General features: G+C 59.7%; 10 protein-coding genes. 4 read left to right on the forward strand and 6 right to left on the reverse strand.

Features of this window, described 5'->3' with window-relative positions; genetic code table 11:
* Nucleotides 1-20 precede the first annotated feature (20 nt).
* Nucleotides 21-1,475, forward strand: coding sequence for a short-chain fatty acid transporter (locus tag ACR9YP_RS29455; RefSeq protein WP_438109294.1), 1,455 nt, complete (start codon nucleotides 21-23; stop codon nucleotides 1,473-1,475).
* Nucleotides 1,476-1,674: 199 nt separating this feature from the next.
* On the opposite strand, the gene ACR9YP_RS29460 is transcribed toward ACR9YP_RS29455, so the two are convergent.
* Nucleotides 1,675-1,923 (reverse strand): type 2 periplasmic-binding domain-containing protein, encoded by a 249-nt coding sequence (locus ACR9YP_RS29460; RefSeq protein ID WP_438109296.1) that lies wholly within the window; start codon nucleotides 1,921-1,923, stop codon nucleotides 1,675-1,677.
* A gap of 368 nt (nucleotides 1,924-2,291) precedes the next feature.
* On the opposite strand from ACR9YP_RS29460, the gene ACR9YP_RS29465 reads away from it, so the two are divergent.
* Complete coding sequence (locus ACR9YP_RS29465) at nucleotides 2,292-3,461, forward strand: saccharopine dehydrogenase family protein (protein ID WP_438109298.1); 1,170 nt, start codon at nucleotides 2,292-2,294, stop codon at nucleotides 3,459-3,461.
* 295 nt (nucleotides 3,462-3,756) lie between these two features.
* Here ACR9YP_RS29465 and ACR9YP_RS29470 read toward each other — a convergent pair whose 3' ends face one another.
* The 4 genes from ACR9YP_RS29470 to ACR9YP_RS29485 all read right to left on the reverse strand — a co-directional run bounded on the left by ACR9YP_RS29470 (nucleotide 3,757) and on the right by ACR9YP_RS29485 (nucleotide 8,061).
* Complete coding sequence (locus tag ACR9YP_RS29470; RefSeq protein ID WP_438109300.1) at nucleotides 3,757-4,602, reverse strand: carbohydrate ABC transporter permease; 846 nt, start codon at nucleotides 4,600-4,602, stop codon at nucleotides 3,757-3,759.
* A gap of 1 nt (nucleotide 4,603) precedes the next feature.
* Nucleotides 4,604-5,539, reverse strand: a complete 936-nt coding sequence (locus tag ACR9YP_RS29475) for a carbohydrate ABC transporter permease (protein WP_438109301.1) — start codon at nucleotides 5,537-5,539, stop codon at nucleotides 4,604-4,606.
* Entirely contained in the window at nucleotides 5,536-6,573 is a 1,038-nt protein-coding gene (locus ACR9YP_RS29480) for an ABC transporter ATP-binding protein (RefSeq protein ID WP_438109303.1), read from the reverse strand. Before ACR9YP_RS29480 ends, ACR9YP_RS29475 begins: the two co-directional genes overlap by 4 nt.
* Before the next feature lie 135 nt (nucleotides 6,574-6,708).
* Nucleotides 6,709-8,061 carry an ABC transporter substrate-binding protein gene (locus ACR9YP_RS29485; RefSeq protein WP_438109304.1) on the reverse strand — a complete coding sequence of 451 codons (1,353 nt, stop codon included), beginning with the start codon at nucleotides 8,059-8,061 and terminating at the stop codon, nucleotides 6,709-6,711.
* Nucleotides 8,062-8,942: 881 nt separating this feature from the next.
* Between ACR9YP_RS29485 and ACR9YP_RS29490 the strand changes: the two genes are divergently transcribed.
* Complete coding sequence (locus ACR9YP_RS29490; RefSeq protein ID WP_474217700.1) at nucleotides 8,943-9,941, forward strand: aldo/keto reductase; 999 nt, start codon at nucleotides 8,943-8,945, stop codon at nucleotides 9,939-9,941.
* A gap of 214 nt (nucleotides 9,942-10,155) precedes the next feature.
* Here ACR9YP_RS29490 and ACR9YP_RS29495 read toward each other — a convergent pair whose 3' ends face one another.
* Nucleotides 10,156-13,500, reverse strand: a complete 3,345-nt coding sequence (locus ACR9YP_RS29495; protein WP_474217701.1) for an adenylate/guanylate cyclase domain-containing protein — start codon at nucleotides 13,498-13,500, stop codon at nucleotides 10,156-10,158.
* A gap of 411 nt (nucleotides 13,501-13,911) precedes the next feature.
* Here ACR9YP_RS29495 and ACR9YP_RS29500 point away from each other — a divergent pair, with 411 nt between their 5' ends.
* Complete coding sequence (locus ACR9YP_RS29500) at nucleotides 13,912-14,190, forward strand: DUF1330 domain-containing protein (RefSeq protein WP_438109309.1); 279 nt, start codon at nucleotides 13,912-13,914, stop codon at nucleotides 14,188-14,190.
* Nucleotides 14,191-14,566: the final 376 nt, after the last annotated feature.

Below are 14,566 nucleotides of genomic sequence, written 5' to 3' on the forward strand. Positions count from 1 at the left end.
CGCGACTATGGGGGCCGCAAATGACCGACACGACGGACAGAGCCATCTTTCTGGATAAATCGCCGACACAGGCCAATGTGCTTGCGCGGTTCTCGCAATACATGGTCAGCTTCGCCGAGCGATGGTTTCCGGATGCCTACGTGTTCGTCCTTGTCGCCGTGGTCACCGTCGCGCTCGGGACGATCGCGCATGGCGGCTCCCCCCTCGCTGTCAGTCGCGCATTTGGCGACGGGTTTTGGAATCTCATTCCGTTCACCATGCAGCTGGCGCTGGCCGCCGTCGGTGGTTACGTGGTTGCGATGTCACCGCCCGTTTCGGCCTTGATGCGGTGGCTGGCCGGCGTTCCCTCCAGCGCGCGCGGCGCCGTGGTTTTCGTCGGCGTGCTCAGCATCCTTCTCTCACTCCTGAACTGGAGTCTGAGCCTGATCTTCTCGGGCCTCCTGGTGCGCGAGATCGCGCGGCGCAAGGACATCAAGCTGGACTATCGTGCAGCGGGTGCGGCCGGCTATCTGGGTCTGGGCTGCGGCTTCACGCTCGGCATTACCTCATCGGTCGCGCAGCTTCAGGCCAACGCGGCCAGTATTCCGAGCTCGCTGCTGCCGATCACCGGCGTCATCAGCTTCTCCGAGACGATCCTGACGTGGCAAAACCTGGTGACGATCATCGTCGTGACAGCGCTGTCCGCAGCGATCTGCTATCTGACCGCGCCGGACGAGGCGCTGACCAGAACCGCGGAAGATCTCGGCGTCTCTCTCGACGACGACCGGATCGAGCCCAAGAAGCCGTCACGGCCGGGCGATTTCCTCGAGTTCAGCCCCGTCTTGACCATTCTGATCGCAGCCCTGGCATCGGGCTGGCTCTGGCAGACCTTTCAATCCGGCAATCCGCTGATCACGCTGTCCGGCCTGAACACCTATAATTTCGTGTTTCTGGTGCTTGGCATTCTCTTGCACTGGCGCCCCCGCAGTCTCCTCGACGCCTTTTCCAAGGGAACGCCGAGCATCTCGGGCCTGCTGTTGCAGTTTCCTTTCTATGCAGGCATCGCCCACATGCTGACCAAGGTGCCAAACAGCAGCGGTCTGACGCTTTCCGATACCATCGCTCACTGGTTCGCACACGTCTCGGTCAACTCCACCGTTTTCTCATTCCTGATCGGGATCTATTCTGCGGTCCTCGGCTTCTTCATCCCGTCGGCCGGTGGCAAGTGGCTCATTGAGGCGCCGTACATCATGAAGGCGGCCAATGAGATCGGAGCTCATCTGGGCTGGACCACCATGGTCTACAACATCGCCGAGACGCTGCCGAACTTCATCAACCCATTCTGGATGCTTCCCCTGCTGGGCGTGCTCGGCTTGAAGTCAAAAGATCTGATCGGCTACACTTCCGTGCAATTCTTCGTGCACTTCCCGATCGTCATGATTCTGGCTGCAATTTTAATGGCGACTTTCACCTATCACCCACCCATTTTGCCGTGATCGATCGAAGAGCCTAGCACGCGGGATGCCCGTCCTGGCGTCCCGCGGCGATCGCTTTCACATCAGGTAAAGCGCCCGATCCATAATTGGCCAAGCTGCGCAAGCTCTAGCCAATGAAGGGCAATGGGAAGCGCGTCTCGGTAGGCCGACCTGGGTTGCCGGTCGAACCCGATCGGCGATCCGGGATAGGAATGAGCGATCAAGTCGCACAACGCGAGTTGCCTGAGAGAGCTTCCGCCTTGCGCTTCCAGGCACGCCGCACGCCGACCGTATTGAAATCGATACGATGTCGCCCAAGCGACCACTGGCGATAAACCATGTCCGAAAGAGCGGCGATGCTCACGCCGATTGCGACCATGCTGCGGACAATCTCAACCCTACAGGATGCGAGGAACGCGCATGTGCTGCCGATACCATATTGCTGATCCGCCCTGTAGAGACGCACCACCAATTAGCTCATTTGGCAGTCCGCGGCCCCAAGGCGGAACTGTGGTATCCTCCGTCAAACGCGATGGGCGTTCAAAGAAGCAGCTGCACGTGCTGAGTGTCCTTGTGTCCTCGCCGGGCCCCACACAGTACAAAGTGACCTGGCATCCCCACCCCTTAGGCGCTGCTCGCCCACGCCGACGAGGTGATCGAATGAGTGCGTCAGATTAACCTGGTGCGATCCAGCCGGTGGAAGACCGGTCCGAGTAAGGGGTAGCGCCCGCTTGGTAGCGAATGTTGCGTGGCCCCTGGTGACAGTGGCCACGAATCGTACAAAGCGATTACACACGGATCTGAAGATAGCCCCGGGTCTCGAGAAGGACCAACGTCGTGAAGCGGGACTCCGACCTCATCGTCTATGGCGCGACAGGTTACACCGGCCGTCTCATCGCCGAATATCTGGCGACGTCCTATCGCGGCGACGATGCTCCGTCCTGGGCGATCGCAGGACGCTCGACCGATAAGCTCCAGAAGGTGCGTGCCGACATCGGCGCACCGGACGATTTGCCGTTGGTCAAGGCGGATGCCGCCGAGCCGACCAGCCTGCAGTCGATGTGCGAGCGTGCAGCCGTGATCATCACGACGGTCGGGCCTTATCAGCTCCACGGTCAAGAGCTTGTGGCGGCCTGCGCGGCTACGGGCACGGCCTATGTTGATCTGTGCGGCGAACCGGTTTGGATGCGACGCATGATCGACGCCCATCAAGATGACGCAAAACGGACCGGCGCGCGCATCGTGTTCTCCTGCGGCTTCGATTCCATCCCGTTCGACCTCGGCGTGCTCACGCTGCAGGAGAAGGCGCGCGAGAAATTCGGACGCCCGGCGCGGCGGGTCAAAGCCCGCCTGCGCAAGGTGAAAGGCGGCATGTCTGGCGGCACCGCGGCGAGTGCTCAGGCGACGCTGGCCGCCGCCGCGCGCGACCCGGCCCTGATCCGGCTGCTGACCGATCCCTTCGCGTTGACGCCGGGATTCACCGGGCCGTCTCAGCCGTCGGGCCTCATCCCCGAATACGACCCGAGCATGAACGTGTGGCTCGTGCCATTCCCCATGGCGCCGATCAACACCAAGAACGTGCACCGCACGAATTTCCTGTTGGGTCATCCCTACGGCACGAACTTCGTTTACGACGAGATGATGGTCGCGCCGGGATTTGGGGAAATCGCTCGCGTGACAACTGAGACATTCGCCACGGTGGTTTCCTTGTTCGGAACCGGCGGTCTCAAACCCGGCGCAGGCCCGACTCGGGAGGAGCGCGAGAAGGGCTTCTACGACATCCTCTTCCTGGGCGAGCTGCCGGATGGCGGACGGGTCGAGGCGGTGGTCACGGGCGACCGCGATCCGGGCTACGGCTCGACCAGCAAGATGATCGCCGAGAGCGCTCTCTGCCTCTTGCGCGACGTACAGGGCGAGGGCGGCACCTGGACGCCGGGCGCGCTGATGGGTCCGGCGTTGCGCAAGCGTCTGAAGCAGCGCGCCGGCCTCACCTTCAGCGCGCGTTGAGGTAACGCTCAGAACTGCAGCGGCGTGCCGGCTTGGCGAGTTCGAGCCTCAACTCCGGTTCAATGGCCGCTTCTGGCCCTTCCGAGACACGCACATCGGGCCGAACGTCCACTTTGCGCCAAAGGCCGCTCTCCCCTGCCAAGTCGCAGTTTGACCCAAGGCGAACATGTTGCGCTCAACATGTACTGTTGCGCGATTGCGCGTCATCCCGCCTGAATTCTCCATCGACCTTGCAGCCTGATGATCTCGCGGCATCGGAAGCCATGCGGGCTGGGCGCAGGACGGAAACGGTCGATTATTTGACCGCGCCGCCCGTGATGCCGCTGATGAATCGGTCCAAAAAGAGATTGTAGGCGATCGCCACCGGGACGCTGGAAATGAGCGCCGCGCCCATCAATTCGCCCCAATAGAAAATATCTCCGCGGATCAAATCCGTCGCAACTCCCAAGGTAACGGGCTTCTCGCTGGAAGAGGAGATAAAGGTCAGCGCGTACACGAACTCCTGCACCGTTAGCGTGAACGCAAAGATCACTACGGTCAGAATGGCAGGCACGGAAAGAGGAAGGACCGTTTTCACGAATGCTCCCACGACAGTGCAGCCGTCGACGATTGCGGCCTCCTCGATCTCTCGCGGCACCGATTTGAAGAAGCCCATAAGCAGCCAGGTGCAGAACGGGATGGTGAAAGTGGGGTAGACGACGACAAGAGCCCACATGCTGTCCTGCAATCCGAGCAACGTAACCACCCGCGCGAGAGGAAGAAACAGAAGCGTCGGCGGCACCAGATAGGTCAGGAAGATGCCGATGCTCAGATTTTCGCCGCTCCGGCCCGGCATGCGGGCTAGCCCATAGCCGGCTGGGAGGGCCACAACAAGAGTGATAGCCACGACACAAAGCCCGATAAGGGCGCTATTGGACAGCCACTGCACAAACAGCGTGTCTTCAAACAAATACTTGAGATGCTCGAGCGTAGGCGGCGCGTTGAACCAATAAGGGATGGACTTGAGATTGTAGAGGTCGCCATCTGTCTTGAAGGTCGTGATCAGCATCCAGTAGAAAGGAAACGCGGCGAATACGACCAGAGTAACCACCGCGGCATAAAACGAACTTTGCCCAACTACCTTTCCGGCAAGCCGCGGCATCTCAAATCTCCCGCCGCCGCAGCGACCGCAAGAGCAGGATCACCGCGACCAAGAGGAAGGGGAACAGGAACAGACAAATGGCGGCTCCGTGAGCGACATCGCCCGAGAGGATGCCCACCTGAAACGCTAGCGAGCCGAGCACCTGCGTGCTGTTGATCGGTCCGCCCTTCGTCAGCAAATAGACGACGCTGAGATCCGTGAAGGTGAACACAGTGCCAAAGATCAGAGCGATCATGATGATCGGGGCGATGATTGGCAGGATGATCTGATAGTTGCGCCGCCAGAAGCCCGCACCGTCGATCGTAGCGGCATCAAGCACATCCTGCGGCACCGACGTGAATCCGGCAAGAAAGATCACGACACCGAAGGGAAACAACCGCCAGGCATGCACTGTCGCCACGGCAATCATCGCCAAATCCTCTTGCCCCAGCCATTGTGGCCGGTGTGCCGGATCGATCAATCCTACCGCGACCAGCGTCCAGTTGATGACGCTGTAGAGCGAATCGAACATCCACACCCAGGCCAGCGTCGCCAGTGAAACCGGTACTGCCCAAGGCAGAACGATAAGCGCGCGGGCAAGACGGCGCCCCGGGAACTCCTGCATGAGGAGCATGGCGCCGATCTTGCCCAGCAGCAGACCGATGATTTGGGCACTAATCGTGAAGATGAGGGTGTTGGCCAGGGTCCGCCGGAAGATCTCGCTGTCGATGACCTCGCGGAAGTTCTTCAACCCGACAAACGTGTAGCTCGGATTGAAGATGCTGTAGGCGCTGACGCTGTAATACAGGGCCAGCAGGAATGGCAACCCGACGAGCACGACGACATAAAGGATCGCGGGGATGATGAACAGCGGCCCGAGCACATCGAGCCGATCGAACGCAGTAAACCGCGATCGTATCGTTCGACGGGGCGCACCTGCTTCGGCGATCGCGCTCATCGAGATTGCTCCCTGGGGCTGACGATACGCCGACCATCCCGATCGAAATAGCGTAGCTCCGCGTTCCGAACCGCAAATTTGTGCCATTCACCGGCGCGGATGCCAGACAGTGGAACGTGGGCCGGCAGCTTCGCCGTGACTTCGCGCTTCGCCTGGAAGCCATCCAACGCACCGTACAAGATGCGCTCCGATCCGAGATATTCCATGCGATCAATGCGGAAGGGCAGTTCGGAGAGCGCGGCTCCGTCGAGCATCTCCCGCGGCAGAAAATGCTCCGGCCGAAAACCCAAGAGTCCACAGCTATGCTCGACCAGGTTCATGGGCGGGGTCCCGAGGAAACTCGCGACAAAATCGTCAGCGGGGTGGTCGTAAATCTCGCTTGGAGTTCCGACTTGTCGGAGCTTGCCATGGTCGATAACCGCGATGCGATCGCCCATGCCCATGGCCTCGACCTGGTCATGCGTGACGTAAATGGTGGTCGTTCCCACCTTCTGCTGGAACTGCTTCAGCTCACTACGCGCGCTTGCCCGCAGCTTCGCGTCCAGATTGGACAGCGGTTCATCCAGCAAGAACACGGTTGGATTGCGTACTAGCGCACGGGCCAGCGCCACACGTTGGCGTTCGCCTCCCGAAAGCTGGCGGGGACGCCGGTGAAGCAGGTGGTCGATCCCGAGCAGGCCGGCGGCCCAATCGACCTTGCGCTTGATGTCAGGCCGCGGCGTACCCTGCGTCCTCAGCGGAAATGCAATGTTGTTGGCGACAGTCAGGTGGGGATAGAGGCCATAGCTCTGAAACACCATGGCGACGCCACGCGCGCGCGGCGTGATGTCATTGACGATTTCGTCATTGATCAGGATGTCGCCGGACGTTTGCCGCTCGAGACCGGCGATGATCCTAAGGAAAGTAGTCTTGCCGCAGCCCGATGGACCGAGCAGCACCAGAAACTCGCCGTCGCGGACCGATAAGCTGACACCATCGAGGGCAGCGACGTCACCGAAAACCTTTCTGAGGTCTTTGACAACAACCGCGGCCATCTGCACTTCCTCCATCCTTGAACAAGGAACGCCTAAAGCTGTCCTCCACGGCCCGCAGGCTGCAGTTGCCTTGCCCGATCGGTATCGATGTGCCGCGAGGCGAGCAGTTATCCACTCGCTCGCGGGGCGCCGCGGTTATGCCGCCGACCACTTCCGGTAGATCAGTTCGGTCTCCTTCTGTGCCCAGGCGACCGCTTCCTCTGGTGTCGCTTTGTCGGTCGCGGCCTTGGCCATCATGTCGACGATGACGAAATTGTCCGCGACCTCGTCCGAGGCTGGCCCGGCCGGTCCCGGATAGCCATAAGTGGCGTGCCACTCATCGGCGGTCTCCAGCACCTGCAGCTTGTCGGCCGGGTGCGAGGTTGGATCGTTCGACAAGATCGGCATGGGCTTGGGCACGAGGTTCTCGAACAGCGGATGATTGTAGCCCGTGCTCGCCTCGAAGACAGCGACCCAATTGTCAGTCCAGTAGCGCAGGAACTCGATTGCCGTGTCCTTGCTGCGCGCGAAACGCCAGACTCCATAGGAGTTGGGCGATCCACATGCCAACCTACGCACAGGGCCGGCCGGCGTTTTCCAGACGTGGATCCTGTCGGCCAATTCGGGGTTGGCCTTCTGTATCGACCGGTATGCGGAGATCGGGTTGTGGATCCATGATCCTCGACCGGATGCCAGTAACCGGTTGTTGCTGGCATCGTCCCAGGACAAGACTTCCGGTTCCATGGCGTCTTTATAAATGGCGCGAACGAGCTTCACGACCTCGAGCGTCTCTTTGGAGTTGAGGGTGACGCGCTTGCCCGTCTGGTCGCATTCAGAGGCGCCATAGCTCCACAGCATGCTGCGGTACGAGAGGTTCGGGTCGACGGAGTGCCCAAGCGAGATCCCAATCGGGGTGCCCTTCGCTTTCAGCTTGGCGCCACCGACGCGGATGTCTTCCCAGCTATCTGGTTTGATCCCGACCTCGTCCCAAAGGTCCTTCCGGTAAAGGCCGGGGAACGAGATGTAGTAGGCCGGAAGGGCGCTCCAGACCTTCGTATCGTCGTTGTACCCGATCTGGCGACCGACCTGATGGACCTTGCCGTGCTTCTTCTCCACCTCGCTGACGAGACTGCTGAGATCGACGACATGTTTTTCGTACAAATGCGGGCCGCCCGATCCACTGAAGGCAAAAATGTCATGTCCGGCACCCGCGGAGACCTCGGCCGCAGCACGCGCTGGTAGCTCCAGATGCGGTATGTGATCAACGGTCACCGTGATGCCGTTCCTCTTTCCCCACTCCGCTGCAAACCCATCGAACCACTTATCGTACTGCGGCACGAAATGGCTCCACTGGAGGATCTTTAGCGTCTTAGCCTGTGCAAGCGCGGTAGACACGAACGGCAACGAAACCGCCGGCGCCAGAGCCGCAGTTCCAGCCGTTGCTCCCACCCGCTTCAAAAACCCGCGTCGCGTGACGGATGATCTGGAAATTTCTCGTTCTGACCGCATGTTCGTCTCCTCCTGACAGTCGTTGTTCTGACCAACCACATTGCAACGTGGCGAGGCTTTGCAGGCTGGCGTTGCAAACGCCTTCGCCTGGTTCCTCGACTGTGGTGGGCGCCGATGTAAGTGCCTCGCCCCCTAGGTCGGCTGGCGCTCTCCAGGACTGACCTCCTGGTTGGTCTCGCGACCAGCTGGTCCAAGAATGGCTATTCGGGCTGCGATCGAATACGTCGATACTAGGAGCCCACCAGTCGTGGCAGCTGGCTCTGACGACAGCCCAATCCTGCCTAAGTCAGTCGGCGCGCTCCACCACTCTTGAGCGCGAGCCAAGCCCGCGGCCAGGGATAGAAGTAGTGGCAGCTACAGCACCTGCGTAACCCATCGTTTCCCCTAACAGCGGCAAGACGAGGTCACCGGGCAACTCGTATTATCGTACTCCTGCTTCAGCACGGCCACAAATACTCCTTAAGAATGGCCGACGTGGAGGGGACACTCAGGTGCTGCACCGCATCCAAGGTGCGCGACGCGTGCCCCTGGAGCGACCGAGGCAGGAACGCCGGAGTCTGTGATCTCCTCTCTCCGATCTGCGGCTGGTTCAAGGGCTTCGGCATGCCCAACTTGAGGAAGGCCACAATCTTGCTCGACGCTGTGGCGCCACAAGGACACTTGTGGTCGCGAGGCCCCGGTAAGATATCTGGTCCGATCAGCACTTGAGGCACGATGTGAGCCATTTCTCACGCGTCCGGCAGTCGAAAAGTGCTAGTCTTAGAAGAAGACTGCGCAAGGCCCGGTTCTTACGGGACACATGCGACGGCGGAAATTCATCAGGGTGCCGGAAGGAGCCGTGACCGTTTGGCCGCTCGCTGCATGCAGTCGGAGAAACAACGATGCAATTGCGGGCCTTTGGGCGTACGGGGATGCAGCTCTCGGTGCTGGGCTTCGGCTGCGGCGCAGTGGGGGGACTTATGGTACGCGGCGATGCTGCCGAACAGGAGCGTACCATCGCGCGGGCGATCGCTGCTGGCGTGAACTACTTCGACACCGCGGTGCTGTACGGCAATGGCCAATCAGAAAGGAACCTTGGCCGAGTCTTGCAAAAGCTGAAACCTGCTAACGTGGCCGTCGGCACCAAAGTCCGGTTGCTGCCCAGCGAGTTCAGTCGCATCGCCGACGCCGTAGCGATGTCGCTCGAAGGCAGTCTGGCGCGACTACGTCTTGACCGGGTCGACATCTTTCACCTGCACAATCCGATTACCGAGACGGGAGGCGGATTGGCGCTGAGTGTCCAACAGGTGCTCGGCGAAGTAGTACCAGCGTTCGAGCGCCTGCGTCAGCACGGGAAAACTCGTTTCCTCGGGATTACGGCAGTAGGCGACACCGCGACACTGCATCAGGTGATCGACTCACGCGCCTTCGACAGCGCTCAGGTCGTCTACAACGTGCTCAATCCATCTGCCGCCGAGGAATTGCCGACGAACTATCCGGCACAAGATTACGGACGATTATTCGATCACGCCAAGGCGGCCGGCGTTGGAGTAGTGGGCATCCGCGTGCTTGCCGGTGGCGCATTGTCGGGCTCAGCCGAGCGTCACCCGATCGCAGGTCCAGCGCCCGAGCCGATTGGATCGGCTATGAGCTACGATGCCGACGTCGATCGCGCACGCCGTCTAATCCCGCTGGTAAAGGAAGGGATCGTCACCAGCCTGACCGAAGCCGCCACGCGTTTTGCGCTGTCTCACCCGGCGATGTGCACTATCTTGGTCGGCATAGCGACGCGGCAACAGTTCGAGGACGCACTCGCCGCGGTCCAGAAAGGCCCGTTACCACGAGCTGCGCTCGACCGGCTATCAGCACTGCGGCAGGCATTCTCCGGCGAACCACGATGATCGCCCAGGTTGCGCATACACGATTGCAGCTAGAAATTGGCTGCCTGCCGCCTTCAAATCAAAAAACGATGACTTCCGAGTTTGTGAAGGGTTTCGGACGCCGGCCGCCGAATACGCGGCGCCGTCCATCAAGCGGCCGGCATCCGAAACCCTTCACAAGAGCGGCCCGCCCTGCCCGGTCGCGTTCGACCCCAAACTGGTCCAAAGCTGAGCACTACCACGCACTTTCTAATCTTGCCTTGGCTCTGACCAGGTCTGGAGTTTCAAAACCTTCGCGAAACGATCCGTAGATCTTGTCGAGTTGTAAGCGACACCTTTCAACGTTGTGTGTCAGTGCGCTCAAACCACACATGCTCAAACAAAGTCGAAGTTCTAGAGATTTAGCCTTCTGTTCGCGCGCAACCTCAAGGCCTTTGCAAAAATAGTACTCCGCCTGATCCACATCCTGGTTCGATCGGAGGTGGGCTTCGGCGAACAAACGATATATCTCAGCCGCGTAAAATCGTTCGGAATTCTCCCCACTAAGCCTCAATTGCGCCTGCTTCAAAACGTCGAACGCTTTCGCGTAGCGTTCGTACTCTATGCATGCATCCGCCAATAGCCCCAAAGCGTAGGATTCAAATAGCAGCGCGCCAGTGGCTCGTTCTTGTTCCAAGCCCTCCTGAATTTCGGCGATACCTTTCTCAAAATTGCCTTGATAGGCGCTAGCCCATCCACGCAAAATCAGGGCCATGGCCAAATAGTGCGCAAACTGATGTTCTTCGCAGAACGCAACTGCGGCGTTCGCCTCCGCGGCGACAGCGGTGGCATCGCCCCGAAGCTGATGCACGCGAAGGCTTATCGTTCGTGCGATTGCCTCACTGAAGGGATGTTGAGATGCATCTGCGTATCGGCGAGCCTCCGTGCACATTCGCAAAGCTCGATCTGGATGACCGAGCAAACAGAGTGTCATGCCGTCGTATACCCGGACATGAACGCGGGGGTCTTGTGCCGACAGGTCAAGGTATTCTGCAGCCTTACTGTCCTCACAGAGGCCAATACTACGCTCCAGCTCCGCGTGAGCATCGGCAAATTTCCCTTGTGCAAACAAGGTAAACCCTACAGCCTCGTGGGCAAGAACCCTGAAAACCTGGTTATCCGCCCTCTCGGCGCTATCCAGCAAATGTTCTGCAAGGCCTTGAGCTTCACCAAGCGATGCGTGAACGAAGTTCCACGTCCATAAACCAAAGATCGCAGGGAAAACATGTTCGTCAAACCCACTCTCTTTGCAGAGTTGAAGCGCTCGCGTGTACGCATGCTTCACGCTGTCAGTGCTCCAGCCCTTAATTGCCCGAAGAGAGTTGCCGAGTGATATCTGAAGCAGCAACTCCGACTTGTTGCGTAGAATCGGGTCGTCGATCTTACGGATCTGATCCAACCCTTGCTTCAGGTGACGGACCGCTTCATTGTGCGCCGAGCGCGCCGCTGACTGTCTGCCTGCTTCATACCAGTAGTGTAAGGCCCGTTCGTGGTTCTTCGCCTGAGTGTAGTGGTATGCAATAATCTCGGGCTGGGTTCGTACAGATTCGGGGAATTTCTGCTCGAGCGCCTTCGCTATAAGGGCGTGCAGATGCACGCGGCGGCTCTTTAGAAGTCCAGCATATGCGGCATCCCGCACCAAAGCGTGCTTGAAGGTGTATACCGCATGTGGATTTTCACCCCTGCAGAACATCAGATCCGAACGGACCAACTGCTCAAGAGCCTCGTCCAACCTCTGCTTCGGCAGCCCGGCGACGGCGCTCACAAGCTCGTAGTGAAATTCTCGCCCCGCGACGGCGCCGATTTGGGCCACATCCCGCACCGGTGACAACCGATCAAGTCGAGCCATCAGTGAAGCCTGTAAGGTGGTCGGGATTGCGAATGACGGCAAAGGCCCGTCAAGAACATATTCCCCGTCGTGCTCTCGCAACAGCCCACCTTCCAGCACCATCTTCGTTAACTCCTCGACGAAGAGGGGCACGCCATCGGTATGCGCGAGAATATGCTCCATTACCTCCTTGGGAAGGGTTTTGCCTCCGGTCACCCGCAGTACCAACGCCGTGCCATCGCGTCGGCCAAGTCGGGTGAGCGGGATGGTGGTGGTGTGAGGATAACTCGGCCAGGGGCGAGTGAATTCGGCTCTCGCCGTAATCAGCACCAGTGCCCCAAGCTGCGGCACATGCTCCACCGTAGCTGCGAGCAGATCAAGCGAGGTAGGATCAATCCAGTGCACATCTTCGAAAATGAGTAAGACCGGCTGCCTCGCCGCCAATCCATCAAGCTGGGCCAATAATGCGGCGAAGGTCTTCTCTTTACGTTTTTGTGGAGTGAGGTCCTGCAGCCGGTAGTGATCATCGGTCGGCAGCACCAACAAGTTTGCCAGAATCGCCAAGTGTTCGGGATGACGCGTGGATTGCGCCAGCAGAGCGTCGAGCTTGGATAGCTTCTCTCGAGGCGAGTCGCCGTGCTTGAATCCGGCGGCACGTTCGAGCTGGTTGATGAATGGGAACAGCGCGCTGTGGGTATGATGCTCAGAGCAGAAATAGCGTAGGGTGACGTGTGATTCACCCTGGAGCCGCTCATTAAGCGCCGACGCAATGTGGGACTTGCCAATACCCGGCTCGCCCGTAAGGGTCACTACCCGTCCTTCTTCCCGGATAGCTTGTTGCCAGCGGCGTAACAGCAGCTCCATCTCCTCGTCACGCCCGAACAGCGGCGGCAGCTTGGTGGTGTGCATCGCCTCAAAGCGGCTCTCGACACCGCTCGCCCGCAGCACCTGATAGGCCCGGACCGGCTCCGCCCAGCCTTTCAGCGCGACGGGACCTAGGTCGCAGTAATCGAACTCACCCCCGGTGAGCCGACGCGTGCTCGCGCAGATCAACACAGACCCTGGCTCGGCCATCGTTTGCAGCCGCGCAGCGAGGTTCGGCGTCTCACCAACAACTGCTTGCTCCGCCGGAACACTCTCAATCAGAAGCTCGGTGACCACCACAGTGCCTGTCGCAATGCCGACGCGAACCTCCAGGGCAGCGGCGACATTCCGGATGTTCGCAACTGCATCGATGATTGCGAGGGCGGCACGCACAGCCTGTTCGGCATCATCCTCATGCGCTTGCGGATAGCCGAAATAGACCAACACCCCGTCGCCCATGTAACGGGCAATCTTTCCGTGATAGCGGCTTATGACCTCGGTGATGCAGGTATGGTACGCGCCAATCAGCGTTCGCATATCCTCAGGGTCCAATCGCGCCGCAAGGGCTGTGGAACCAACCAAGTCACAAAACATCACTGTAAGGTGACGCCGCTCGCCTTCGTCCGGTCGGCCCGGGTAAAGCTCTGTTTTAGCCGGAGGCCTAATTTCGTCATCAAGCTCTGCGATGGCGCGCAGCAGCTTGCGGCGGTGACCTAGCAGGACACCCAGCTCCTTTAGGTCCTGCTCTGTCAGGTCGCGGACGACTGAGAGGTCAATGCCGTTTTCGGCGAAGCGCTGGGCATACTCCGATAAGCCGATTGATTCGAGCCACTCCGTGACGCCTCTCATGGCACCCCGCTCGTTCTCGGTGTCCGAACAATCGTATACTAGATGAACATATCACACACGAAGAAAGAGCGAACGCGCAGCGAATGAGTGGAGCGGCGGGCGACCGCGGCTAGTGAGCCTCTCGCAGCCTGCGCGGAGATCCCATGGGATGAAGTCAGTTTTGGAGCTTGGCCAAGTACGGCCGAAATATTGACCATTACGCAAGCCGCTCCCTGGGGCGCCTGCAAGCTCGCCCGTGGTCGCTTGCGCGAGGCAAGATTGGGAAGCAGGCGTGAGGTGTTGTCAGGGCGGGCCGTCGCGCGTCCCCGCACGAAATTTTGTATCGCGCAATACCGGGCGCTGCGCCTTCCTCTGGTCGGCTGGTGGGCGTGATAATTTCCCGGCATGCAAATCAAGAGCGGAGACTGGCCTATGCCAAAGGCCTACCTAATCGCCGAACACATCATCACGGAGCCCGCTATATTCGAAGAATATCGGGTCAAGGTTGGACCTGTGATCGAAAAATACGGTGAGCGGTATCTGGCAAAGCGCAACGCGCATCAGTTCCTGGAGGGCGGCCATTGGGAGCCGCATCGCGTCGTCGTCATCGAATTTCCTGACAAGCAATCACTAGCCGCTTGGTACAACTCACCGAGTACCAGCCACCGATTAAGCTGCGCAAGGAAAGCACGAGCGATCTCGACATGCTGATCACGCTTGAGGGCCACTAGGCGGCTCGGGAACCACTTCTGAGACGTCCGGTTAGTTCGTAGGGCGATGAAAAGGACCATCGCCATGAGGATTCACTATCTCTCTGCGATCGCAATAGCTCTTCTTGCCGGCACTGGGCTGGCAACCCATTCTGTCGGTTCGCTGCCCCTTCAGTCCACACCGGCCATGCAAGTGGCCGGCCGACTAGCTGCGTCGGTCGATGCGTTTTTGCTCGGGTCTGGTGGCTAACAGCCGGCGTTGCGGATGGCGCCACTGACATCGGGTGAGAAAACCGTCACCGCAATAGATCAGCCTATCTCGCCCTCGGGCATTGCGGTCCCGGCGACGTCCGATTGGGCCCGTAAATTATCGATGC

Source organism: Bradyrhizobium sp. BR14999, from assembly GCF_056106085.1.